At 51.3% G+C, this 23,192-nt stretch carries 24 protein-coding genes; 12 read left to right on the plus strand and 12 right to left on the minus strand.

The features are described from left to right. Positions 1–4 precede the first annotated feature (4 nt). On the plus strand, positions 5–1,417 hold the full coding sequence (locus C4885_RS00840; RefSeq protein ID WP_113998595.1) for an alpha-L-fucosidase: 1,413 nt from the start codon (positions 5–7) through the stop codon (positions 1,415–1,417). A gap of 11 nt (positions 1,418–1,428) precedes the next feature. Then, positions 1,429–2,514, plus strand: coding sequence for a phosphotransferase enzyme family protein (locus C4885_RS00845; RefSeq protein ID WP_305791093.1), 1,086 nt, complete (start codon positions 1,429–1,431; stop codon positions 2,512–2,514). A 261-nt stretch (positions 2,515–2,775) separates the two neighbouring features. Here C4885_RS00845 and C4885_RS00850 read toward each other — a convergent pair whose 3' ends face one another. Then, entirely contained in the window at positions 2,776–3,630 is an 855-nt protein-coding gene (locus tag C4885_RS00850; protein ID WP_158538759.1) for an AraC family transcriptional regulator, read from the minus strand. 121 nt (positions 3,631–3,751) lie between these two features. Between C4885_RS00850 and C4885_RS00855 the strand changes: the two genes are divergently transcribed. From C4885_RS00855 to C4885_RS00875, 5 genes are all read left to right on the plus strand, one after another. Beyond that, positions 3,752–4,459 (plus strand): class II aldolase/adducin family protein, encoded by a 708-nt coding sequence (locus C4885_RS00855; protein WP_078785168.1) that lies wholly within the window; start codon positions 3,752–3,754, stop codon positions 4,457–4,459. 11 nt (positions 4,460–4,470) lie between these two features. Beyond that, positions 4,471–4,905, plus strand: a complete 435-nt coding sequence (gene fucU / locus C4885_RS00860; RefSeq protein WP_113998598.1) for an L-fucose mutarotase — start codon at positions 4,471–4,473, stop codon at positions 4,903–4,905. Continuing rightward, positions 4,902–6,350 carry a rhamnulokinase family protein gene (locus C4885_RS00865; protein WP_113998599.1) on the plus strand — a complete coding sequence of 483 codons (1,449 nt, stop codon included), beginning with the start codon at positions 4,902–4,904 and terminating at the stop codon, positions 6,348–6,350. The genes fucU and C4885_RS00865 overlap by 4 nt, the downstream gene beginning before the upstream one ends. A 16-nt stretch (positions 6,351–6,366) precedes the next feature. Continuing rightward, a complete protein-coding gene (locus C4885_RS00870) occupies positions 6,367–8,151 on the plus strand; it encodes an L-fucose isomerase (protein ID WP_113998600.1) in 1,785 nt (594 codons plus the stop codon). A gap of 468 nt (positions 8,152–8,619) precedes the next feature. Beyond that, on the plus strand, positions 8,620–8,808 hold the full coding sequence (locus tag C4885_RS00875) for a hypothetical protein (protein WP_113998601.1): 189 nt from the start codon (positions 8,620–8,622) through the stop codon (positions 8,806–8,808). Between the two features lie 761 nt (positions 8,809–9,569). On the opposite strand, the gene C4885_RS00885 is transcribed toward C4885_RS00875, so the two are convergent. Together C4885_RS00885 and C4885_RS00890 are read right to left on the minus strand one after the other, a co-directional pair. Then, entirely contained in the window at positions 9,570–10,067 is a 498-nt protein-coding gene (locus C4885_RS00885; RefSeq protein ID WP_113998602.1) for a hypothetical protein, read from the minus strand. A gap of 64 nt (positions 10,068–10,131) precedes the next feature. Further along, positions 10,132–10,512: a hypothetical protein gene (locus C4885_RS00890; protein ID WP_113998603.1), complete on the minus strand. Its 381-nt coding sequence runs from the start codon at positions 10,510–10,512 to the stop codon at positions 10,132–10,134. Between the two features lie 78 nt (positions 10,513–10,590). On the opposite strand from C4885_RS00890, the gene tnpA reads away from it, so the two are divergent. After that, entirely contained in the window at positions 10,591–10,995 is a 405-nt protein-coding gene (tnpA, locus tag C4885_RS00895; protein WP_113998604.1) for an IS200/IS605 family transposase, read from the plus strand. A gap of 50 nt (positions 10,996–11,045) precedes the next feature. Here the strand turns inward: tnpA and C4885_RS00900 are convergent, their stop codons facing one another. The 3 genes from C4885_RS00900 to C4885_RS00910 all read right to left on the minus strand — a co-directional run bounded on the left by C4885_RS00900 (position 11,046) and on the right by C4885_RS00910 (position 13,155). Continuing rightward, entirely contained in the window at positions 11,046–11,354 is a 309-nt protein-coding gene (locus C4885_RS00900; RefSeq protein WP_113998605.1) for a hypothetical protein, read from the minus strand. Positions 11,355–11,437: 83 nt separating this feature from the next. Then, positions 11,438–12,802, minus strand: a complete 1,365-nt coding sequence (locus C4885_RS00905) for an ATP-binding protein (RefSeq protein WP_113998606.1) — start codon at positions 12,800–12,802, stop codon at positions 11,438–11,440. A 155-nt stretch (positions 12,803–12,957) separates the two neighbouring features. After that, on the minus strand, positions 12,958–13,155 hold the full coding sequence (locus tag C4885_RS00910; protein WP_113998607.1) for an HFLK protein: 198 nt from the start codon (positions 13,153–13,155) through the stop codon (positions 12,958–12,960). A 999-nt stretch (positions 13,156–14,154) separates the two neighbouring features. Here C4885_RS00910 and C4885_RS00920 point away from each other — a divergent pair. The 3 genes from C4885_RS00920 (at position 14,155) to C4885_RS16230 (ending at position 16,563) form a co-directional block, all read left to right on the plus strand. Beyond that, positions 14,155–14,334, plus strand: a complete 180-nt coding sequence (locus C4885_RS00920; protein ID WP_371681610.1) for a DUF1972 domain-containing protein — start codon at positions 14,155–14,157, stop codon at positions 14,332–14,334. Between the two features lie 398 nt (positions 14,335–14,732). Further along, positions 14,733–16,229 (plus strand): glycoside hydrolase 43 family protein, encoded by a 1,497-nt coding sequence (locus C4885_RS00925; RefSeq protein ID WP_113998608.1) that lies wholly within the window; start codon positions 14,733–14,735, stop codon positions 16,227–16,229. Positions 16,230–16,359: 130 nt separating this feature from the next. After that, positions 16,360–16,563: a hypothetical protein gene (locus C4885_RS16230; RefSeq protein WP_147237719.1), complete on the plus strand. Its 204-nt coding sequence runs from the start codon at positions 16,360–16,362 to the stop codon at positions 16,561–16,563. Positions 16,564–17,013: 450 nt separating this feature from the next. On the opposite strand, the gene C4885_RS00930 is transcribed toward C4885_RS16230, so the two are convergent. Genes C4885_RS00930 through C4885_RS00945 form a run of 4 tightly spaced genes read right to left on the minus strand, consistent with a single transcriptional unit; the run spans position 17,014 to position 18,813 of the window. Continuing rightward, the gene (locus C4885_RS00930) at positions 17,014–17,589 is read right to left on the minus strand and encodes a chromate transporter (protein ID WP_113998609.1); all 576 of its coding nucleotides are present in this window, start codon (positions 17,587–17,589) and stop codon (positions 17,014–17,016) included. Continuing rightward, positions 17,586–18,161 (minus strand): chromate transporter, encoded by a 576-nt coding sequence (locus C4885_RS00935; RefSeq protein ID WP_113998610.1) that lies wholly within the window; start codon positions 18,159–18,161, stop codon positions 17,586–17,588. Before C4885_RS00935 ends, C4885_RS00930 begins: the two co-directional genes overlap by 4 nt. Continuing rightward, positions 18,158–18,322, minus strand: a complete 165-nt coding sequence (locus C4885_RS00940; RefSeq protein WP_242979427.1) for a prolipoprotein diacylglyceryl transferase family protein — start codon at positions 18,320–18,322, stop codon at positions 18,158–18,160. The genes C4885_RS00935 and C4885_RS00940 overlap by 4 nt, the downstream gene beginning before the upstream one ends. After that, on the minus strand, positions 18,319–18,813 hold the full coding sequence (locus tag C4885_RS00945) for a hypothetical protein (RefSeq protein ID WP_113998611.1): 495 nt from the start codon (positions 18,811–18,813) through the stop codon (positions 18,319–18,321). Before C4885_RS00945 ends, C4885_RS00940 begins: the two co-directional genes overlap by 4 nt. A gap of 318 nt (positions 18,814–19,131) precedes the next feature. On the opposite strand from C4885_RS00945, the gene C4885_RS00955 reads away from it, so the two are divergent. Further along, positions 19,132–20,037 carry an AraC family transcriptional regulator gene (locus tag C4885_RS00955; protein WP_113998612.1) on the plus strand — a complete coding sequence of 302 codons (906 nt, stop codon included), beginning with the start codon at positions 19,132–19,134 and terminating at the stop codon, positions 20,035–20,037. A gap of 46 nt (positions 20,038–20,083) precedes the next feature. Here C4885_RS00955 and C4885_RS00960 read toward each other — a convergent pair whose 3' ends face one another. Both C4885_RS00960 and C4885_RS00965 read right to left on the minus strand, forming a co-directional pair. Then, positions 20,084–22,042: an alpha-glucuronidase gene (locus tag C4885_RS00960; RefSeq protein ID WP_113998613.1), complete on the minus strand. Its 1,959-nt coding sequence runs from the start codon at positions 22,040–22,042 to the stop codon at positions 20,084–20,086. Between the two features lie 29 nt (positions 22,043–22,071). Then, positions 22,072–23,190, minus strand: a complete 1,119-nt coding sequence (locus tag C4885_RS00965; RefSeq protein ID WP_113998614.1) for a cysteine desulfurase family protein — start codon at positions 23,188–23,190, stop codon at positions 22,072–22,074. Positions 23,191–23,192 lie beyond the last annotated feature (2 nt).

The raw sequence follows: 23,192 nt of genomic DNA on the forward strand, positions 1-23,192 counted from the left end.
TAGAATGAGAACACCCGAAGAACAGGTCCGCTATGCGGCCTCTATCACGCCCAGCCCACGCCAGCTGGCATGGCAGCAGCTTGAATTTTACGCCTTTACCCACTTCGGCATGAATACCTTTACCAACCGTGAGTGGGGCGATGGCACCGAAGACCCGGCGCTGTTCAATCCTGACGCGCTGGATGCCGACCAGTGGGTCGCTGCGGTTAAAAGTGCCGGTATGAAGGCACTGATTTTGACCTGTAAGCACCATGACGGCTTTTGTCTGTGGCCGAGCGCCTACACCGAGCACAGCGTAAAAAACAGCCCGTGGAAGAACGGACAGGGCGATGTTGTGCGCGAGGTATCGGATGCCTGCCGGCGCGGCGGTATCAAGTTTGGTGTCTATCTCTCCCCGTGGGATCGTCACGATGCACGCTATGGGCAGGGGAAACCGTATGATGATTATTTCGTTTCCCAGCTGACCGAGCTTGCAACAAACTACGGAGACATTTTCTGCTTCTGGTTTGACGGTGCCTGTGGCGAGGGCAAAAACGGCAAAAAGCAAATTTACGATTGGGAACGCTACTATGCGGTGCTGCGTAAATTGCAGCCGAATGCGGTTTTGAATGTCTGCGGCCCCGATGTGCGCTGGTGCGGCAACGAGGCCGGGCATTGCCGGAAAGCCGAGTGGAGCGTGGTTCCCGCAGAATTGCGTGATGCAGAACGCACGGCATCCAAATCGCAGCAGGCAGATGACGGAGAATTTTCCCGCAAAATCGACTCTCAGGACGAAGACATCGGCAGCAGAGCGGTCATCCGCAATGCAAGAGAACTTGTCTGGTATCCGTCCGAGGTGGATACCTCCATCCGAACGGGTTGGTTTTACCACCCGGAGGAGGACACTGACGTGCGCACGGCAGACGAATTGCTGGACATCTATCTGGATGCCGTTGGTGCGAACGCCAGCCTGCTGCTGAACATTCCACCCGATACGCATGGCCGTATTGCCGCTCCGGATTGCGCTAGCCTTGCGGAGCTGGGTACTAAAATCCAGCAGATTTTTGCCGGCAACGTAACGGAAAAGGCGAAAATCACAGCTGATTCTGCGATTGCGCAGCATCCAATCACACAGGCTGTAGACGGTATGGCAGACACCTATTGGCAGGCTGCCTATGGACAAGAATTCGATACGATCACTTTGAAATTTCCGAAGCCGCAGAAAGTTTCCTGTGTTGTGCTGGGCGAGCATCTTCCGACAGGGCAGCGAATTGAAAGCGGCGAGATTTGGGCAGATGGAAGCAAGGTTTCTGAATTTACGGTAGTTGGACATAAACGTATCTGCCGCTTCGCCCCTGTGGAAGTGCTGACGCTTACCATAAAGATTACAGCTTCTCGCACAGAACCAACTCTACGGCTGCTGGCAGTCTATCAGTGAGGATGTATGTGATGAAAGAAATTTTGACCGCGTGGCAATGGGATGGCCCAGTGTCAGAACCGGTTCCTTACGGAGAGGGGCATATTAACCAGACGTATGCTATTACGGTAACGTCAGAGCAGGGTGCAAAACGCTATATTCTGCAAAAAATCAATACCAATACATTCAAAGACCCGGCCGGTTTGATGGAAAACGTCTGCGGTATTACAGATTTTTTGCGCGAAAAGGCTAAGCAGCGCGGGGCTGACCCGGCGCGTGCTACGCTCCATGTGGTGCCTACCAAAGAGGAAAAGCCCTATTATCAGGCTGCTGATGGTAGCTGCTGGCGTGTCTATGACTTTGTGGAGGATACTGTCTGCTTGCAGCAGGTGCAGTCGGCTGAGGATTTTTACCAGAGCGCCGTTGCATTTGGCAACTTCCAGCATCAGCTTGCCGACTACCCGGCCCATACTCTGCACGAGACAATCCCGCACTTCCACGACACACCCAAGCGCTTCGTTGACTTCCAGCGCGCCGTGGCTGAGGACCGCATGGGTCGTGCCGCACAGGTGCAGCGTGAAATTGAGCTTGTCCGCGCCCGCGAAGCAGAGTATCACGTTATGGTGGATCTGCTGGCGGCGGGTAAGCTGCCGCTGCGCGTCACCCACAACGACACCAAGCTGAACAACATCCTGTTCGACAAAACGACTGGCGAGGGTCTTTGCGTTATCGACCTTGACACGGTCATGCCGGGGCTTGCTGCCAATGATTTTGGGGATTCTATCCGCTTCGGTGCCAACCACTGCGCCGAGGACGAAGCTGACCTCTCGAAAGTCAATTTCAGTATGGAACTGTTTGAAATTTACACCAAGGGCTTCTTGCAGGCAGCAGGGGAAACGTTCACCCCGCTGGAAAAACAGACCCTGCCTTGGGGTGCCAAGTTGATGACGATGGAGTGCGGTATGCGTTTCCTCGCTGATTATCTCGAGGGGGACCACTACTTCCACATCAACTACGAAACCCAAAACCTCAACCGCGCCCGCACCCAGTTCAAGTTGACTGCCGATATGGAACGGAACTGGGATGCCATGCAAAAAGTAATTGAAAAATACTGCTGATACCGCTAATCTGCTTTTTCATTTTGCGGTTTGCGTTTTGCAGTAGAGTGCATCATGCAAAATCGTGTTTTCTCCTTCCTTAACTCCCGCGCCTAACAAGCGCGGGAGTTTTCTGTAATACAGCAAGTTGTATGTCCGCAGTGAGGCTAATAAGGCCATGCATTGCAATTGATTTTTATGATATTGGAAACTCAGAACGGTTGATACTAAATGCGAATTGTTGACTAAAAATCGCGCCGACAATGCACTGTCGGCGCGATTTTATATGCTATGCAGTTTTCGATATTTGCCCGGAGCTTCAGCCTTATAGCGGCGGAACATCCGGTTAAAGTAGCTGGAATCACTAAAGCCGCAGCTATATGCGATCTCCGTGATGGGATCTTCGGTGGAGCATAATAGCTCCGCGGCACATTCTACCCGGTAGTAATTCAAATAGTCAATAGGGGAGCGCCCGGTTATGCTGTGAAAGACCCTGCAAAAGTGTTCAGGGGTCATTTCTGCTGTGGAGGCGAGATCTTCCAAGGTGATGCGGCTGGCGTAATTCTTTCGGATGCGCTCTAAGGCCGCTTTCATTTGGGCTGTGCTGCGATCATTTCGTTTATTTCCGGGAGAGGATACTGTGTACGAATGCTGCAAAAGGATTTGACCGAACAACTGCCACATCAGACCAATCGTCACAAATTCATATCCCTCCGGCTCTTTTTCCATTGCCTCAAAGAGTCTGTCAATCAGTTGGCAGGTTACGGAGCCAGCCGGTTGATACGGCTCGATTTGTGCGCCGCGTTCAAAAAGCGCATTGTATTTTGCCTGACATACGGAGCCGCTGCCGAGGAAGCGGTTCATATCAAAGACAACGCACTCGTAAACGCAGTCGCTGGGGGTTCCGCCGTGAACGGCCCCGGCTGAAATGATGGCGGCATCCCCCTTGTGTAAAAGGTAAGAGCGTCCATCAATCAGCAGAGAAAACTCCCCGCTTAGAACCAGCATAAGTTCAAATTCCATGTGCCAGTGAAACGGCATTTCATAGCGTGGGTGCATTTTATCTACATAATAAAGCTCAATGGGAAAGTCAAAAGTGCCGCGCGTACTGCTTTCATGGGAAGCCAGAAACTTCATGGCAGGCATCTCCTAAAATATCAATATCGTCCAATATAATATCATTATACGCAAAGACGAGGGCGAATTGCAACAGTATAATACAAGTAAAGGACAAAATCCACTTTAGGAGGTACAAACTGTGCAAATCGAAGAAATCAAAGACCAAATCTGCGATGTCTGCCATAAAATGTGGCAGCTTGGCTGGGTCGCTGCCAATGATGGCAATGTCTCAGTTCGGTTGGAGGACGGAACTTTCCTTGCAACGCCTACGGGCATGAGCAAGAGCTTCATCACGCCGGACAAGCTGCTGCGTATTGATGCAAAGGGCAATGTGCTGGAAGGGGCAGAGGGCCTGCGCCCGTCCAGCGAAATCAAGATGCACCTGCGCTGCTACGAAAAGCGCGCCGATGTAAATGCTGTTGTCCATGCCCATCCGCCGGCAGCCACCGGCTTTGCCGTGGCACATCGCCCGATGGATATGTACAACATGATTGAGGATGTGGCAGCCATCGGCGCTGTGCCACTGACTCCGTATGGAACTCCCAGCACGACGGAGGTGCCGGACGCAATCGAGCCGTATCTCAACGACCACGATGTTATGCTGCTGGAAAACCACGGCGCGCTGACGGTGGGCAGCGATGTCATCACCGCCTATTACCGCATGGAGAGTCTGGAACTGTGGGCAAAAATCACGATCAACGCAATCATTCTCGGCGGCAGCTACGATATTGACCGCAAGAATATTGATAAGCTCATCAATCTCCGCTCCTACTACAAAATTACCGGCAAGCACCCCGGCTATCGCAAATTTGAGCGACGCGAAAAAGGTGAGCCGACGGACAAATAAGGAGACCCCGTATGCTGAAGAACATTCCGCCTATCCTTAGTCCGGAACTTCTGAAAGTCCTCTGCGAGATGGGACATGGCGACGAAATCATTCTCGCAGACGGAAATTTCCCGGCTGAAAGCATCGGCAAAGATGCCATTGTGGTTCGTGCAGACGGGCACGGAACAGTAGAACTGCTGGAGGCCATCCTGCAATTTCTGCCGTTGGATCAATATGTGGAAAAGCCTGTCGCGCTGATGAAAGTGGTTGATGGCGATCCGTGCAAGCCGACTATCTGGGATAGCTATAAACAGAAGTTGAACGAGAGCGGCAATGACCCGGCTAAAATTGAAATGGTGGAGCGCTTTGCGTTTTATGAGCGCGCACATCATACCTATGCGATTATCGCCACCGGGGAAAGCGCAATCTATGCCAACGTACTTTTGAAGAAGGGCGTGGTGCAATGAGTAACACAGCAACTGTGCTGGCCTTCGACTTTGGCGCTTCCAGTGGACGTGCAATTCGGGCCGTGTACGATGGCCAAAACCTCACCTACGAGGAAATCCATCGTTTTGAAAATGTCCCCATCGAAAAGGACGGTCACCTCTGCTGGGATGTGGAAACACTGCTGAAAGAAATTCACACGGCCATTCAAAAGGCGGGTACATTTGACAGCTTAGGATTTGATACATGGGGTGTAGATTTCGGCTTACTGGATACGGACGGTCATCTGCTGGCAAACCCTGTTCATTACCGCGATGCCCGAACGAATGGCAAACCGGAACAGGCCGCTGCCCGTATGCCTGCAGAAGAATTGTATGCCCATACCGGCAATCAAATCATGGCAATCAATACTTTGTTCCAGCTGCTGGCTCTGCGTGAGCAGGACCCGGAACTGCTGCAAAGGGCTGCGCAGATCCTTTTTATGCCGGATTTGTTTGCGGCTCTGTTGGGGGCCGAGCCGGTCTGCGAACGCAGCATTGCGTCCACCAGCCAGATGCTGGATCCCCGCACAGGGCAGTGGAGCAGAGAAGTGCTGGCCGACTACGGCTTGCCGGAAAACCGCTTCGCACCCATTGTTGCCAGCGGCACGGTGACGGGTACACTTGCAAACGGTGCGAAAATCATTGCGGTGGCAGGGCATGATACACAATGCGCCTCGGCCGCTATGCCGTGTGCCGAGGAGGATGCCGAACATACGGCATTTCTCTCCTGTGGTACATGGAGCCTGCTGGGAACGGAATTGGACACCCCGATTCTGACGGCGGACAGCTGCCAAAGCGGGCTGTCCAATGAACTCGGTGCAAACGGGAAAATCAATTATCTGAAAAATATCATCGGTCTTTGGCTGATTCAGGAAAGCCGCCGTGAGTACAAGCGCCGTGGACAGGCATATTCTTTCGCGGAGCTGGAGCAACAGGCACTTGCCGCCGAACCGCTGCGCAGTTTTATTGACCCGGATGCCCCGGAATTTGTTGCCCCCGGCGACCTGCCGGGCAGAATACAGGAATTTTGCCGCAAAACCGGCCAGCCCGTCCCGGAAACGGTGGGAGCCGTAATGCGCTGCATTTATGAGAGCCTTGCTCTGAAATATCGCTATGCGATAGAGCAGCTCTCCGCTGTAACAGGTCGAGCATTTACGACCCTGCACGTTTTGGGCGGCGGCACAAAAGACCGTCTGCTTTGCCAGATGACGGCAGACTGCTGCGGCCTTACAGTAAAGGCTGGCCCGGTGGAAGCTACGGCGCTCGGCAACATTATGATTCAGTTGAAAGCCTTGGGGTTGCTGGACTCCATCACACAAGGACGCCGGCTGATTGCGGAGACAGAGGTCATTAAAACATATACCCCAAGCACACAGAACTATGCGGAATGGAACGCCGCTTATGATCGTTTCAAACCCCTATTATAATAAGGAAGGTGCAACTATGCTGTATCCTAAAATTGGTATTCGCCCTGTCATCGATGGACGCTGGGGCGGCGTCCGTGAAAGCCTGGAAAATCAGACGATGCGCATGGCAGAAAATGCCGCCAAGCTGATTTCGGAGAACCTCAAGTACCCCGATGGTACGCCGGTGCAGTGCGTGATCGGCTGTACGACGATTGGCGGTGGTGCCGAGGCGGCCCGCGTGGCAGAGCAGTTCTCTACCCAGAATGTTACGGCAACGCTGTCTGTGACCCCCTGCTGGTGCTACGGTACCGAAACGTTCGATATGGATCCCAACACCATCAAGGCAGTCTGGGGCTTCAATGGCACCGAGCGCCCCGGCGCGGTGTATCTGGCTGCGGTTCTGGCAGCACACGCCCAGCGCGGTCTGCCTGCTTTCTCCATTTATGGCCATGACGTGCAGGAAGCCAACGATGATACGATTCCCGATGACGTGGCCGAGAAAATCCTGCGCTTTGCCCGTGGTGCTGTTGCCGCAGGCTGGATGAAGAACAAAGCCTACGTCAATATTGGCGCTGTGACGATGGGGATTGCCGGCAGCTTCTGCGATGCAGGTGTTCTGCAAAAGTATTTCGGCATCCGCGCCGAATGGGTTGACGAGGTCGAGATCCTGCGCCGCATTTCCATCGGTATCTATGACCACAACGAATATGAAAAGGCGCTGGCATGGGTGCGTGAGAATTGCAAAGAGGGCTTTGATAAGAACCTCGGTAAGAACCTGCCGCCTGTCATCACGAAGTCGAAGATCGTTCCGGCAGACAAGGATTGGGAGTTTATCGTCAAGATGACCCTGATCATCCGTGACATTCTATACGGCAATCCGCGTCTGGACGAGATGGGCTGGCATGAAGAAGCGCTCGGTCGCAACGCTGTGGTCGGCGGCTTCCAGGGGCAGCGCCAGTGGACAGACTGGCTGCCGAACGCTGACTTCACCGAAGCCATCATGGCTTCCACCTTTGACTGGAACGGCCCGAAGGCCCCGACCCCGTTCGCTACCGAGAATGATACCTGCAACGGCATTGCCATGATGCTGGGGAGCCTTGTTTCCGGCTCTGCGCCGTGCTTCCATGACGTGCGCACCTACTGGAGCCCGGAAGCCTGCGAGCGTGTGACCGGGCAGAAGCCTGACGGCGTTGCCGCCAACGGCTTTATTCACCTCATCAATTCCGGCGCAACGGCCCTGGACGGTTCCGGTGCCTGCGTAGATGCCGAGGGTAACCACGTGATGAAACCGTTCTGGGAGATGACCGATGCGGACATCAAGGCATGCCTGAACGCCACCGATTGGTGCCGTGCGGACTATGAGTACTTCCGCGGCGGCGGATATTCCAGCCACTTCCGCTGCAAGGCAGAGATGCCTGTTACGATGCTGCGCTTCAACATTGTGGAGGGCATTGGACCCGTCCTGCAAATTGCCGAGGGTTGGACGGCTGATCTGCCCGACGAGATCCACAACACTATCGACAAACGCACCGACCCGACCTGGCCGACCACATGGTTCTGCCCGCGCCTGACCGGACAGGGAGCGTTCACCGATGTGTACAGCGTTATGGCAAACTGGGGTGCCAACCATGGTGTGACCGTTTACGGCCATGTGGGTGCTGACCTCATTACGCTGGCCAGCATGCTGCGCATCCCGGTCACGATGCACAATGTCCCTGCCGAGAAGGTTTATCGCCCCCACGCATGGGCCAGCTTCGGCACACAGGATCAGCAGGCTGCGGATTATGCTGCGTGCAAGCAGTACGGACCGCTGTATCGGTAAGTTACCTGTCGTAAATATTTTGCTGAAAAAAATCTGACATAGCCCTTAATACCAGTTAAGGAGAGGTTTCCTTGGAAGCCTCTCCTTATTTTTTTCATTTGGAGGTATACAACAAATTCAAAAGATAAAAAGTACCTTGATGTCTCTTTTCTCAAAGTGCGGTTATATTTCATTGCCTATAACTTAGTAGGCTTTTCCTCTATACGGAGAACCGCATTATGAGTTTGTCGAATGAATAGCTCTGGCAATTCCACGCGAAAAAACAAATGGAATTACCGCTGCCATATGCGAATCCTGACGGTATATGCTCCACACAGGTGGACATATACTGAAGAATTTGCGTGTGTCAATTTTCAATTCGACAAGATTCTTTGTCGCTGTCGTTCACCACCAGTATTCCCATCGAAGAAAAAATGATGGGAGTACAGAAATGATAAAAAGAAACGATGGCATATCCGAGGATGATATATGCCAAAACCAATGTGCAACCTTAGTCAGGGCGTAAAGGCCGAAGGCATCAACATTGGTGAGATGCGGATGCTGGTTAAACAGGTGAGGAAAGGCCGTGTGACAATTGAAGAAGCAGCGGAAGATGCTGGAATGACAGTAGAGGAATTCAAGAAAGTGATGGAAAACACCTCTCTGCAGGCGGTCTAAGAAAAAACATATAGAGTAAACTGTTAAGCCCTACAAGGCTCAGATCGGTTCGATACCGACTGAAAGCCTTGTAGGGCTTATTTTTTTGCTTTTTTTCAAATTTATTTGTGAAAAATGTTGTCCAAGACTTGACATCGGCCGGCTCTAGTGATACGGATTCCTTTATGGAGGAATTGAAAGAACTGGCGAAGGGTGACGATCGGATTCTCTTTACTGGGTTTGTGCAGGGAGCAATGCTGGATTTCGAGAAAAGTGCAGGAGAGCATTCCAGCACAGCTTAAAATGTTTTGATGGTGCGCGGAACGGCAATCTCGAAGAGATAGTAGCATCCTTTGACCTCGACAAGAAGAGCATCGACCGCCGCATCGATGCCTTGGAAAAGTCGAGACCGTTAGCAGAAAGTATAGCGCGGTCCCATGTGAACCTCCCCACCTAAGCCTTTCGGCTATAGATGGGGCTTCTCCGAGGGATGTGTCTACATTTTTCATTGGTCACCCTGCTTATCGTCGGATTTAATGTGCCGCAAAGCGCAGATATCGTCGCCCTTGGCAATGGCCTTGGGCATGTCAAGGCGGGCATCAAAGCAGCGGCCGATGCCGTGGTGATTTTTCCGTCCTTTTCCGGGATGTCTTTTTCGCTTTGATTCAAGTGAGATTCCTTTTTTATGCGCCGCAATGCACAACTAAAAATCGCCCTCGACCTGTCCGTGGGTCGAGAGCGATTTAACTGTCAGGAAAACTGTAAGGTCTCAGGGCGGGGAGTTACGCCCAGGGGTCAGCCACCTGCGGAATACGGATGCCGGTCAAAAGCTGCTGCTCCCACAAAAACCACTGCCCTGTGGATGGTTTGTTGCGCAGCTTTAGCGGGCGCGGGCTGTCAGCGCCGCTGCAAGCCACATATAAGGTCAGGTACCCGTCGACAAACTGCGTCCGGCTGTAATTGTTTTCCGAAACGGTGACTCGGTACGGCTGCACAGGTGTGTAGTTGTTTTCCGGTGTGGAACCGACAAGGTAGGAACGCATCAGGTATTCCTTGCCGCGAAAACGGTCGCGGATAAACTGTTTGTCGATGCCGTTCAAGGGGCGCGGGCCGCGCAGGAAATCCAGCATTTTCTCGGTCTCGGCAGGGTTTTCCGGGTACAGCGCCAGCGCCGCCACTGTCAGAGCGGCCACTTCCTCCGGCACAGTCAGCGCAGCCTGGGGCATAGCCTTCAGCTCGTCCAAGGTCTTGGGAAGGTTGTTCAACGTGATTTCACTCATCTGGGTAACCTCCTGTTCATCATGGTTTTCGGGCTATATATTTTTGCCTGTCACGCCTCGCGTGTCAGGCAAACGACTGCCTCCACATGAAACATAGGTGTAGCGTATGCTTGTCGGTGTTTTCCCAATTAGCAAGATTACTGCGGTAGCTGCTCACTGCACCGATAGCAGCTGTAATTGTTGCACGGCGCAAGTACGAAGGATACTTATGGAACATTTTATCGAATTCCTGATATTTGGCTTCACGGTTTTTATTGCCATGAACCAGCTTTTCGATATAGCGCTGCTGTTCCAAGGCTCCGGTAGTTATGCTTTTTACGGCATCCCAGTTCTCGCTGACAACACCAATCAGGTAGGAGAGCGCTTCCTGATATATACGTACCGTATCGATAAGGTTGACACTGCAGTTGACGATTCTGACTTGATAGCTGGATGTAATATCCAAAGCACTCACCTCCTTTACAATAGCGTTGCTTTATAGTATGATTATACCACAAAAATATTTAGTTGTAAAGGATATACTATGTGCAAAAATAACCTATATAGGACAAATAGACACTCCTGTTACCTACTAGAATACCATTTAGTTGTAGTAACAAAATATCGTCATCCTGTGCTTAAAGGTGCGATAAAAGTCTACCTGCTTGACCAAACAAAAACAATCTTTGATTCATGGCATTGCACTATTAAAGCTGTCAATACCGACTTGGACCATATCCACATTTTGTTTGAGGCCCCACCACAAGTACAACTATCCAAATTGGCTAACAATTATAAAACTGTTACTTCTCGACTTATTCGTAAAAACTTTAGTGAGCAACTCAAACCGTATTATTGGAAGCCATATTTTTGGAGCGATAGTTACTTTGTGTGTAGCGTTTCGGACAGAACAGAATCGGCTGTAAAATCCTATATTGACTCCCAGTAAGCGAGCGAACCCCGCCTAAACTTTGAAGCTATAGACGGGGTGTGCACTCTTCATTTGTCATCAAGGAAACGGAAGCCTACAACTTTGACGCGGACTGGACGCGTGGCAAACACGAAGCTGATTGTCGAGTTGTTTTTTGTGCAGCTCTTCGAAAGGACCATCTGCTGATAGTCGTAGGCAGGGGAAAGGTCCGGCTGGAACATGACATAGTTGAGCAGCTTCTGGCAGGATGCGAACAGAACATTGACCTCCGCACACCGGGAATTATGCTCGGCCTTTAACCGTGTGCTCCACCGGTTTTTTCGGATGAGTTCCTTGCACTGCTTTAGAGCAGATAGACTGTATGTGGCTTTTTCCATGGGTGAACCTCTTTGAGAAAGACCTTGATTTGTGCGAAAACAGGTTGAATTGCAGCGGTGATGCGTCAACCGCTTGCTTCGGGCTACATTCCCGCAAAAATGTCATTGCCATCAAGATAGGTATAAGGCTTTTCCTGCTCCACAAAGCCATTGATGGCGATGAATCCGAGCTGCTTAACGGCCAGTTCCTTGATGTTCGCCACCTGCTGAGCCTCACGGTGAATTTCATCGAGGGTCATAGGTTGGGCATAATACTTTGCCTCATAAATTGCATAGCCGTCTGCCAGCTCCAGAGCAACATCGAACTCACCGTTCTTGCGGTGGACGGGGTCGTCATAGTAATAGCTGCCGATGTTGCGAACACCCTTCAGTTTCCCAGAACGAACCTGTAAACTGAAATAGTCACGGCAAATGCCCTCAAATCGGCGAGAGATGAAGTCTGTCAGAGTAGGGGCTACATACTCATCATAGAAAGCCTCTGCGCCTAGCACTTGCAATGCGCTGGCGTTTTTATAGATAAAGGTAAAGTAGAACCGTAACAAGTTGTCGTTGATTTCAAAGGTAGATTTCTTGCTGTCGTTGAGCTTGTTGATGGGGTAATTGCGGGAGATGATTTCGAGGTCACGCAGAGGTTTCATCTGTTTTGCAAGATTGCCGGTCTTCTTCACATCCAGCTTGTCTTCAATTTCAGAATAGCGCTTCTTGCCGTTACCAATGACTGCAAAGATACGCTCTGCGTTGATTTTGACGGAATAGTCCGACAACAGCAACTGACTGGCATACAGGTACACCGCACTCACAGGATTTAGAATTGTACTGACGATGTTTTCTCGCAGCGTGGCAGTAGGACGCAACGCCTGATTCACAAAAGGAGAACCGCCGAATACAGCATAGTGCGCCACCTTGTCGTAGGGAGTTTTGTCAGGATAGAACTTGGCGGTATCCAGATAGTTCAATTCGTTGAGTTTGATAGTGACAGCAAAGCGTCCATACAGAGCATTTTTCTCCTGCAAGAGGTCCTTCATCATTCCGATGTGAGAGCCGGAGAGGATAAGCTCAATGTTTCCAAGCCGGTTATCAATGATGCTCTGAAAAACGGAATCAACTGTTGTGGGCTCATTCATCACCTTCAGATAGGGGTATTCGTCAATGACGACAGCCATTTTCTGAGGCAGCGTGTTAAGATAGGTAAAAACATCTTGTAGTGTACTGAAGCTCAGAGCTACTGGCAATATCTTGGCTCGAACCAGCTCATCAACGAGGCTATCAATATTTTCTTGTACTGTGCCTTTCAAACACTCGAAATAGACGGTCTGATAAGGGCAGTTATCAAGGGCTTTCTGAATGAGCGTGGTCTTTCCAACCCGCCGCTTGCCGTAGACCATCACAGCTTTGCCGATGTAGTCTTGCTGCAAGAGCACCAGTTCTTTCTCACGGCCTATAAACATATTGCACCTCCAATAATACTGAATACATTTTCACTGAAATAACTTTCAGCATTATTTTACCACGAGACCGAACAAAAAGCAAGCAAAAAAGGGGACCACCGCGCCGCAAGCGATGGCCCTCTTTTTTATTGGCAGCATACGCCGCTTGTTAAGAATTACATTGCCCACAGCACAAGCGCAGCGACTACAGCAACAACAATGATAAGCAACAGAGGCCCGCAGCCGGAGCCATTGCCGCCACCGTTGTGATTCCCTCCGCTGCCACCGGAACCGCCGAAGTTGCGGTCAAATGACTGTTTATAGTGGGCATATCCGGTACTGCCGCTGCCAAAATAGCCGTAATCGTTCGCCATGATACACTACCTCATTCGCTATATTTGTCCTTGTTCCCTGCAAGAATATCCTCACAAATGCTCTTGTACTCCGGCAACATCTCCAAAAACGGAACCCACCGCCGTTTAACCTCTTCTCGGCCTTCATGCGGATGTTGGTTAAGCTGGTGAGAAAGGGCCGCGTGACGATTGAAGAAGCAGCGAAAGATGCTGGAATGACAGTAGAGGAATTCGAGAAGGTCTTGAAAAATACTCCACTGGGGCGAAGCCTCTGACAAGACTCCTGTGTATGTCACAGATGTGATCGTGACCTATCAGGTGCTTCCTGAGAAGAGTGCATAAGTTTCGTGAAAAGCTCACCAGACACCTCAATAGGAGGATTCGGTGGAAGCGGAGCCGGTCGAAAAGATTCATAAGCCATTTCGCCTGACAGATTACTCACGAGTGTACCAGCTCGGTTTGTCATGATTGCTTCCTTTCCTCCGAAAAACGGAAATTGAAATTTCTGAGGCTATTTTAGCATAGAAACTTCAGAAAATCAGCTTATCGTGAAAATACGAAGCGAAAGAAATTTCAGAAAAACAACTTTTTGTGAAATTGCTCAAGCAAGATCACCATAGAAATTTCAAGTTAAGAATTTTATAGTTTAATTTTGCCCTACTTATGTCAAAGAAAGTAGGGCTTTTCTTATGCCCAAAAGGAGGTGGTTACGCAAATGGCATCCAGAATGCGACTCTTGCCAAGATCGATGAAGCTGGAGAAAAGCTCCAGAACATCGGATCTTCTGTGGAGAATGTCGGCAAGAAGTTCCTGCCGGTGACTGCCGCTGTTTCTTCCAATGCGAACACCAATTCTCCATGATGGGCAAGACGTTCAAGTACTGTGCGCCTATCGCCGGTGCGCTGGGGTTCTCGGCAGAGGATCCGTAAGATCGTATCTGCCGTGCAGCAGTTCGTGGATAAACTGAACAGCATGGATTGAATTTCAAAAAGGCAAAGTTGCCCATGATATTACATTGGCATTGATTGGCAGCGCGAGAAATGGCAATCAGGACTTGGTTCTAAGTTTATCCACCAAGGCGAAAAAAATGTTGCGAAATATGCGGACGAGGTCATTGTTCTGAGCAAAGGAGTGCAGGACTATTTTAAGGAAACTTATGGAAGAGAAACGCACTTTATCCCTAATGGCGTGAATGCATGATGAGAAGGACGTTTTTGACGTCTGCTCTTGACATGCCCGAAATCATGTTGTATATATATAGCAAGAGCTGGAAGCTCCAATTTAGCGCTTCCAGCTCGATCATTATCATAGAAGATTATTATTTACAGACTTTTCTTCATAGTCTCTCCGGTTTTCCTTCATGCTGGTCTCCTTCTGTTTATTCCCGGTAAATCTGTGCAAACCGGAAATTTCTGATGAATAACATGGTGCAGGATCGTTTTCGATTATTATATTTTACTGTGAGATTGTGATATTAGCAATAGTGAAATGGGGCAGAGAAGAGTTGAAAAGGCAGACGGATAAGAAACAAAGATAAAATAGTAAAAATAGAATAGAACAAAGAAAGAATATGGAGATAAAACAGAAAGGAATAAACAATGAATGTAAATCCTATAACAAGATTGGATTATCCAGATCCGGACGTGATCCGCGTAGAAGACACCTATTATATGGTATCCACAACCATGCACTTTATGCCGGGCTGTGAGATTCTGCAGTCTTTTGATCTGGTGCACTGGGAGCATGCGACTTATGTCTATGAGACGTTGGATCATACAGATGCGCAGCAACTGAAAAGCGGTCAGAATATTTACGGACAGGGCATGTGGGCAGCTTCCCTGCGCTATCATGAAGGCCGATTTTATATCTGCTTTGTGGCAAATGATACCCGTAAGACTTATTTGTATACTTCGGAAAAAATAGATGGTCCATGGAAAAAGCAGCTGATAGAAGGCTTTTATCATGACGGCTCTTTGTTATTTGATGAGGATGGCAGAAACTATATTGTATATGGAAATGATGAAATCTGGATTACAGAATTGAATGAAGATTTGACTGCACCAAAGAAGGACGGATTACATCGTCTTTTAGTCAGTGATCATAAGAACCCGGAGCTAGGCTATGAGGGTTCTCATATTCAAAAAATAAACGGCTATTATTATATTTTTCTGATTCATTCCCTGAGAGACCGCTGGATGCGGACGGAAGCATGCTTTTACAGTGATTCTCTGGAAGGAGAATTCACGGGTGGAGATGTACTTTGTGATGATCGTGGATATTGTGGACAGGGCGTGGCACAGGGAGGAATCGTGGATACGCCGGATGGAAAGTGGTATGCAATGCTGTTTCAGGATTCCGGAGCAGTTGGACGGATTCCTATTCTGGTTCCGGTTACCTGGAAGGATCATTTTCCGTTTTTTGGACAGAACGGACATGTGCCGGAAGAAATAGAGGTTCACAGTACCAGACCAGGATATATTTATCAGCCATTAGTGGGAAGTGATGATTTCTGTAATGGGCTGCTTCCGCGCTGGCAGTTTAATCATGATCCAGATCCACGGTACTATCATCTGGATGCATTGCAGGGAACCTATACAATTACAACACGGGAAGTTTGTACAGAGCTTACACAGGCAGTAAATACGCTTACGCAAAGGATGAGTTATCCGTCCTGCGCAGCTGAGGTTACTGTTGATGCTTCTGCATTGAAAGAGGGCGATGTCGCAGGTTTGTGTGCGTTGCAGAGCTGTTATGCTGCAGTTGGCATTACAAAACATCATGGAAAATATGAAGTCCTTATGCTGGATAAAAAAGAAGATGGTATATTGGATATGACGGAAAGAACTGTTGTTGAATCACACCAGATGGATTTTCGTCTTGAAGCAGATTTCTGTAACATGAAGGATGAAGCACGCTGCTATTACCGGGTAAATAAGGGAGACTGGCTACCCATCGGAACCGTGCATAAGCTGTACTTCAAACTGGATCATTTTACTGGTTGCCGGTTTGGTCTGTTCTGCTATGCGGCAGAGGAAACAGGAGGAAGTGCCTGCTTCCGGGATTTTAAGTATTATGATGTTGATGAAATCTCATAAAGATAGAACTGCATAAAATAAGTGTCGGAATTTACTCAAATTTTTCCTACTTTGGACATTGGTTTTTACAACGGTATTGTATAGTGAAGCAGAGGAAAAACAAAACATGTTTCAGAGGGGAGAAACGATTATGAGAATTAAGAGTATGATGAAGGGTATGCTTGCTGTTGTAATGGCAATGTCTATGGCAGCATGCTCCGGGGCACCTGCAGCAGACCAGACTTCTTCTGAGTCACTGTCACCGGCACAGACAGAAAGTACAGCAGCAACAGAGCAGGAAACAATCGTAACAGAAGTATCTATGTTAAATTGTTTGCATTTCAGACTCTTGTAAAGGGTCTTCGTCCATAAAAATTAAGAGATAAGCCCTACAAGGATCAAATTGGTTCAAAACCGATTTGAAAACCTTGTAGGGCTTATTTATTTGCAAAAATTTTTGTTCCTTACTTGACAACCGCATATGGACAACCAGAGAAAAGCCTGATTTCATGCGGGTTTGCGCGGCTTGACCTTTTCACCTCAACTTATTTCTGCTTGTCATGGTGCGTTACGGCTAGCGTGTTTTCAGGGGTTAATGGCTTCTGGTTGCGCTCTATGCTAATAGCGAGGCCTTTCAAGTCCTCGCTATTACAACGATGGTCAGCTCATTTGTGGCAGAATGGTATGGCGAAGTGCGGAGCGGCATCATGAATGAAGGGTGATGTCGCTCAAAGTTATACGCAATGAAATAAGCGCGGTTCAGCAGGAATTGCTATTGAAGTTGGAAATAAAATCAATCGCCATGCTAGAATATGCACCAAAACAAGATTCCGAGGCCTGCTGAAAACAGGATCATCAGAATTGGCGATGGAGCTGTTTTTCTGATTTTTTTACAAATCAGATGCGTTGCTCCGAGCATGGCAAATACTGCGATAGAGCGCAAATCGGGCGTAAATCCGGCCTGTAAATCTGTGAGGCCAAACAGCGTAGACAGCGCCATGCTGAGCGCGGTCGCAAGGATCATCGCTACAACGCACGGACGAACTCCCGATAAAAAGGCGTTGACGGGTGCATATTTCATCAGATTCTTTAGTGCGGATGCAATTAAGAGAATAATCAAAAATGACGGCAATACCACGCCCAGCGTTGCAACAAATGAACCGAGGATTCCGCCCAGTGTTGAGCCGATAAAGGTTGCCATATTCACGGCAAGGGGTCCCGGTGTGGATTCAGATACGGCAATAAAATTCAGGAATTCGTTCTCTGTCAGCCAGCCATTGGAAAGCACCGTTTCGCGTACCAGCGAAACCATTCCATAGCCGCCGCCGAAAGACAAGGCACCGATCATCAAAAAGTTCAGAAAGAGACGCAGGTATATCATGACGTTTTCCCATCTCCTTTCCGGATTTTTCGCAGAAAGAAAACAACAAGCCCGACCGCGCCGCAGATCAGGATGTAAAACACAGAGGAAAACGAAACTGCTGTGATCGAGCAGCAGAGCATGGAAGCCACGACCAACGTGAGAATCGTCAAGTTTAGTGTATTTTTGTCAATACTTTTAAGCATTTTCAGCCCTGCGGTAAGGATCAGATAGATCACACATACCTGAATCCCGCGGAATGCGCAGGAAACCCAGCGCAAACTGAGAAACTGATCAAAGAACAGCGAGATACCATAAATTACAAAGAAAGATGGAATGCTGACAGCAAGTGTGGACATGGTTGCACCCGCAAATCCTGCAATTTTGTAACCAATGTAAGTCGCACTGTTGATGGCGACTGGTCCTGGCGTGGATTCGGCTACCGCAACCATGTCCAGAAACTCGCTTTTTTCAAGCCATTTTTTCTTTTCAACGAACTCATTTTCAAGCAGCGCAATCATAGCGTATCCGCCGCCAAAGGTGAACGCACCGATTTTTAAGAATGTGATAAATAAAGAGCAAATTAGTTTCATACCTGTATATCCTGCCTTCTTCGAATAATACCTACGAGTAAAACGCCCAATAGAATCAGGCAGCCAGACAACACCTGCGACACGCGGACACCTGGCATCAGATAGAGACTGTCCGTACGAAGTCCCTCTACAAAGCAGCGTATCACACCATAGCCGATCATGTAAAACGGAAGCAGATGAATGATGGCTTGGCAGAGCGTAAACCCAAGCCCAAGACTTCGGCGGCTGTCGCCAATCGGATGCGTTCATTGGATGGAGACGAGGACAGGCACACAAGAATATGCTCTTTTGGAAGTTCGCTTCCTTTGTTCTGTACATTTTCACCACCCCTCTTAAACGATATTATAGCACCAAGATGTGAAGGCTTCAACTGCGCCCAATCGGATTCGTTGTCCGGAAATGAAATTTGCTCTGAATCATAGATCACGATTTCTACATGGGCATGACTGCTGCGAAACCGGGAAAGCGTTTCCTCAAGTTCGTCAGGAGAAATATTTCCGGCCAGATGCACGCACTGCTCAGGCTGCTGTTGTTCGGGCGCTTCCTCGATTCGCTTCTGATTTTCATCCAGAAAGCGATCCAGCCGCTTCATCAAAAACCAGCCGAACAGGAACATTAACGCTGTCCCAGCGATCAAAACTACATCTTCCACATACCCTCACCGTCCGTTCAGATTCGGAAGCACTTTTGCAGCGCTTTGTATTCGCCCAACGCCAAAATCGTTATTTCCCCGGACAGCACCGTATCAGGTGTAATTGATACTTCGGTTTTTCCCGAATGCTTGATGCCAAGAATGTTGATAGACGGTATTTTTACTTTTTGTGCTAAAGCTCTGTTTTTGGAGCTTTGCGTTTATTATAAAACTCTAGCGGGGGAACTCCATCCCCGTACCTGTTGACTAGGGCGGAAAACCGCGATACAATAAAAGAAACGACCTTTTTACGGCAGCAGGCCACGAGGAAAACAAACTATGGAAGTAGAACTGCTCAAAAAATACGGCAGTGTGAGCCCCGGCAAAATAGAGAATCTGGACGGCACGACTGAAACTGTCGATTTCCGCTTTTCAACGGCGATCCGCTTTTACCGCAACATGGAGGACGCCGATTTCCCACTGCACTGGCATGCCCCTGGCGAGATCATCTCCCCCATCGAGGGGACCTACACGGTTACGATTGCGGGCAAGACCGTGACGCTGCAGCCCCATGATGTGCTGATTATCGCATCGGGCGAGCTGCACAGCATTCGCGCACCCAAAACGGGGGAGCGATACATCATGAACTACAGCGTATCGTACTTTCATCAGATACAGGACATGGCCGAGTTGTTCAACACGTTCTACCCCTTCCGCCTTGTCACCCGGCAGGAGGACCCCGAACTGGCCGACCAGCTGTTTGCGGTGCTGGCGCAGATAGAGGGCGAGTATTTCAGCACGAACGTCTGCCGTGAGAGCGAGATCATGGCCTTGATGCTGCACTTTTTCTCGATCTTCGGGCGGTATGAGCACCGCCAGAACAGTGAGCAGGTGCTGGATTACCCCAAGCAGCAGGACCACATGCGCCGCTTTGCAGAGTTGTGCGCCTACATCAACAACCACTGCACCGAGCGTCTCTCGGTCGAGGATCTGGCCTCCCGCGCGGGGTTTAGTGTCTACCATTTTTCGCGCTTGTTCAAGGAAAACACGGGCATGACCTGCCACAATTACCTGGTGGCGCGCCGCATCATCTATGCCAAAGCACTGCTGGTGGACGATACGATCCCCATCACCGAGATCGCTATGCGGTCGGGCTTCAACTCGATCGCAACCTTCAACCGCCTGTTCAAGGCGCAGATAGGTTATACCCCTACCGAGTACCGCCAGATGGCCTCCCACGGATAAAAAAGCGCCGCCGCGTGAAAGTTCCACGCGGCGGCGCACTTTTTAATTATTCGTAAATTTTGCGGCCGTGGGCATCGCCGATGCCCGTTTTGCGGTAGAAGTAGGTGTTGATGACGTCGCGCCACTCACAGGCGTGCTCCTTCTGGTGGGCAAAGCGTGCCTCCAGGCGGGCGTACACGGCAGGATCCAGGTAAGGCTTCAGCGTCACAACCTCGTCGTAGAACCGCGCGGCGTCCTCGGCACCCTCGAAGTGGGTGTCGTAGATGTGCTGCAGGATCGTTTTGCCGCTCTTGAGCACATAGTTGTACGGCATGTGGTGGAAGAAGAGCAGCAGCTCTTCGGGGCAGGTCTCCACATTGGCGTACATTTCAGCCAGTTCGGGGGCGTACTGGTGGCAGTAATCGCTGCCCGTGGGCGAGCGGTCAATGCCAATGCCGTCGAAGGAGGCGCGGTGGTAGCAGCCCCAGCGGCTGTACTCATAACCGTCAACGTTGGGGCCGTAGTGGTAGTTGGGGTTGACCATCCAGCCCACGCCCAGGGGGGCGTTGTATTTCTCATAGGTGGGCCAGGACTGCATCAAAATGTGGTGCAGCGTCTTTTCCACAGGCTCATTGTTGCCGAAGGTCAGCCGCAGCCACTCGCCGGCAATCACGGCGGGGTCCAGCGTGGTGTCATAGCTCAAGCGGCCGAATCCGTAGAGGTTCGCAGCGGCCAGGTCGTGGCCGGTCCAGTTTTCATCGTTGCCGGTGTTGGTCACGGCCACCATTCCGTTGCCCGCGCCTTGGATCAGCGCACGCACATGGGCGTCGCCGTTCGGGCGGGTGTGCATGTCGAAGTCCAAAATCTGGCGGAACCAGGGCATCAAGTAGCAGACGTGGCGCTGCTGGCCCGTGTACTCCTGCGCAATTTGGAACTCCACGGCAATGTGGGTGTGCTGCAGGCCGCCAATCAGCGGGGAGACCGGTTCGCGCACCTGGAAGTCCATGGGGCCGTTCTTGATTTGCAGCGTGACGTTGTCGCGGAAGGTGCCGTCCAGCGGCATAAAATAGTCGTAGCCTGCGCGGGCACGGTCAATCTTGGTATTGCGCCAATCCTGCTGGCAGTTGTAGACGAAACAACGCCAGACAATGTGACCACCGCAGGGGGCCACGGCATCGGCCAGCATGTTTGCGCCGTCGGCCTGGTTGCGACCGTAGGTGAAGGGGCCGGGGCGGCCCTCGGAGTCGGCCTTTACCAGGAAACCACCCAGGCCGGGCAGGTTTGCCCAGACCTCCTGGGCCTTATCCGCCCACCACTTGGCCACGGCGGGGTCGCAGGGGTCGGCGGAGTCCATGCCGCCCAGCTCCATCGGGGCGGCAAAGTTGATGCTCAGATACAGCTTGACGCCGTAGGGGGTGAAGATTTTCAGATACTCCTGCAGGGCGCCGAAGTAGCGGTCGGTGATGAGCCAGCTGGCGGCGTCCTTGACGTTGACGTTATTGATTGTGATGCCGTTGATGCCCACGGACGCGAGCATACGGGCGTAAGCCGTCAAACGCGGTACATCGATTAGAATTTCGGAATCTTTGAAAAAGAAGGAATCGCCGGAGTAGCCGCGCTCAATGCTGCCGTCCATGTTGTCCCAGTGGTTCAGCATGCGCAGGCGGTTGGATGGTGCCTTCTCCTCATCGGCGGTGAACTGCGCCCACGCCTTGCCTGCGGTCTGCAGATTGCGCAGCAGTGCAAAAACGCCGTACAAAACGCCTACTTCGCTGCCGCCCTCGATGGTGCAATGGCCGTCGGCGGCCTTCAAGCGGTAACCCTCAGGGTCCAGGGCCATGTCCAGCGCCAGGGTGATGTCGTCGCCCTCGGTCAGCGCTGCGCCGTACAGGCCCTTGAAGCCCTCGGCCAGTTCTGCCTTGGCGCGGTCGATGGTTTCGCCCGTCAGCTCGGTATGCAGAGAAATCGCGTCGCAACGGCAGCCCCTAATCTCCGGGTATGCCAGCCAGCATTTGGTAAATGCCATGGTAAAACCTCCTATATATGTGAATAAAATTATTGTTGTTCCAGAATTTTTATCAGCCGTTCCGCAGCTTCTTTGCCGTCGCCGGGGCGGTTCGCACTGCCGAAGCTGAAACGTAAGGTCGACAGCGCATCCTCGGCCGCAGTGCCGCCCAGAGCCATCAAAACGTGGGAGGGCTCCTGCACGCCGCGGTTGTCGCACGCTGCGCCGGGGGAGACACTGACCCCTGCTACATCCAGCTGGTAGGTCAGCCGCTGGCCGCTGCGGCCGGGTAGGCCAACGCTTAGCAGGCCCGGCAGGCCGTCCGCAGGGGTGTGCAGCCGTGCTTCGGGCCGGGCAGCATGCAGCGTCTGCCAAAACTCCTCGGCCAGGGCACGCTTTTTGGCAGTGCGCTGGCGGCGCTCGTCGCAGGTGACCTTGAACGCTGCGGCCAAGCCCGCAATCAGCGCTGCGGGCTCAGTGCCGGGGCGCAGGCCGTACTGTTGACTGCCGCCGTAAATCAGCGGGCGCAGTTTGCGAGGCTCGCGCACATACAAGAAGCCGATGCCCTTCGGCCCGCCGAACTTGTGGGCCGACGCCGACAGAAAATCGATGCCGTCCAGCGGGATGGCCAGGTGTCCCGCTGCCTGCACAGCGTCAACGTGCAGCAGCACATCCGCCTCACGGCAGAGCGCTGCCAGCGCGGGGATGTTCTGTACAACGCCTACCTCGTTGTTGGCGTACTGCAAGCTGACCAGGTTGGGGTGGGCCGCCAGGGCGCGGGTCAAGCTCTCAGGTACAACGCGGCCGAACCCGTCAACCTCCAGCGTTGTCATGCGGCCGCCGTCGTCCCGGATTGACGCGCAGGCATTCAGAACCGAGTGGTGCTCGATGGGCGTTGTGACCACATGGCCGCCCTGCGGCACCGTGCCACGGATGGCCCAGGTGTTGCTCTCGCTGCCGCCGGAGGTGAAAAATATATGGTCGGGGGTGCAGCCCAGATTTTCCGCCACGGTCAGCCGTGCTTTTTCCACGGTCTGCTTGGTGTGCAGGGCGCTGCGGTAAAGTGCGGCGGGGTTCGCGTACTCTTGGTAAGCGGTATACATGGCCTCCAGCGCCAGCGGCTCAATGGGCGCGGTGGCGGCATGGTCTGCATAAATTTCGTGGTTCATAG

This window comes from Subdoligranulum sp. APC924/74, assembly GCF_003324125.1.
In the GTDB taxonomy this organism is placed as follows: Bacteria; Bacillota; Clostridia; order Oscillospirales; family Ruminococcaceae; genus Gemmiger; species Gemmiger qucibialis.

Excerpts from the sequence above, each read along its gene's own strand:
- C4885_RS00840 (WP_113998595.1), top strand. The coding sequence starts at position 5 with ATGAGAACACCCGAAGAACAGGTCCGCTATGCGGCCTCTATCACGCCC.
- C4885_RS00845 (WP_305791093.1), top strand. The coding sequence starts at position 1,429 with ATGAAAGAAATTTTGACCGCGTGGCAATGGGATGGCCCAGTGTCAGAA.
- C4885_RS00850 (WP_158538759.1), bottom strand. The coding sequence starts at position 3,630 with ATGAAGTTTCTGGCTTCCCATGAAAGCAGTACGCGCGGCACTTTTGAC.
- fucU (WP_113998598.1), top strand. The coding sequence starts at position 4,471 with ATGCTGAAGAACATTCCGCCTATCCTTAGTCCGGAACTTCTGAAAGTC.
- C4885_RS00865 (WP_113998599.1), top strand. The coding sequence starts at position 4,902 with ATGAGTAACACAGCAACTGTGCTGGCCTTCGACTTTGGCGCTTCCAGT.
- C4885_RS00870 (WP_113998600.1), top strand. The coding sequence starts at position 6,367 with ATGCTGTATCCTAAAATTGGTATTCGCCCTGTCATCGATGGACGCTGG.
- C4885_RS00875 (WP_113998601.1), top strand. The coding sequence starts at position 8,620 with ATGCCAAAACCAATGTGCAACCTTAGTCAGGGCGTAAAGGCCGAAGGC.
- C4885_RS00885 (WP_113998602.1), bottom strand. The coding sequence starts at position 10,067 with ATGAGTGAAATCACGTTGAACAACCTTCCCAAGACCTTGGACGAGCTG.
- tnpA (WP_113998604.1), top strand. The coding sequence starts at position 10,591 with ATGTGCAAAAATAACCTATATAGGACAAATAGACACTCCTGTTACCTA.
- C4885_RS00900 (WP_113998605.1), bottom strand. The coding sequence starts at position 11,354 with ATGGAAAAAGCCACATACAGTCTATCTGCTCTAAAGCAGTGCAAGGAA.
- C4885_RS00905 (WP_113998606.1), bottom strand. The coding sequence starts at position 12,802 with ATGTTTATAGGCCGTGAGAAAGAACTGGTGCTCTTGCAGCAAGACTAC.
- C4885_RS00910 (WP_113998607.1), bottom strand. The coding sequence starts at position 13,155 with ATGGCGAACGATTACGGCTATTTTGGCAGCGGCAGTACCGGATATGCC.
- C4885_RS00925 (WP_113998608.1), top strand. The coding sequence starts at position 14,733 with ATGAATGTAAATCCTATAACAAGATTGGATTATCCAGATCCGGACGTG.
- C4885_RS16230 (WP_147237719.1), top strand. The coding sequence starts at position 16,360 with ATGAGAATTAAGAGTATGATGAAGGGTATGCTTGCTGTTGTAATGGCA.
- C4885_RS00930 (WP_113998609.1), bottom strand. The coding sequence starts at position 17,589 with ATGATATACCTGCGTCTCTTTCTGAACTTTTTGATGATCGGTGCCTTG.
- C4885_RS00935 (WP_113998610.1), bottom strand. The coding sequence starts at position 18,161 with ATGAAACTAATTTGCTCTTTATTTATCACATTCTTAAAAATCGGTGCG.
- C4885_RS00940 (WP_242979427.1), bottom strand. The coding sequence starts at position 18,322 with ATGATCGGCTATGGTGTGATACGCTGCTTTGTAGAGGGACTTCGTACG.
- C4885_RS00955 (WP_113998612.1), top strand. The coding sequence starts at position 19,132 with ATGGAAGTAGAACTGCTCAAAAAATACGGCAGTGTGAGCCCCGGCAAA.
- C4885_RS00960 (WP_113998613.1), bottom strand. The coding sequence starts at position 22,042 with ATGGCATTTACCAAATGCTGGCTGGCATACCCGGAGATTAGGGGCTGC.
- C4885_RS00965 (WP_113998614.1), bottom strand. The coding sequence starts at position 23,190 with ATGAACCACGAAATTTATGCAGACCATGCCGCCACCGCGCCCATTGAG.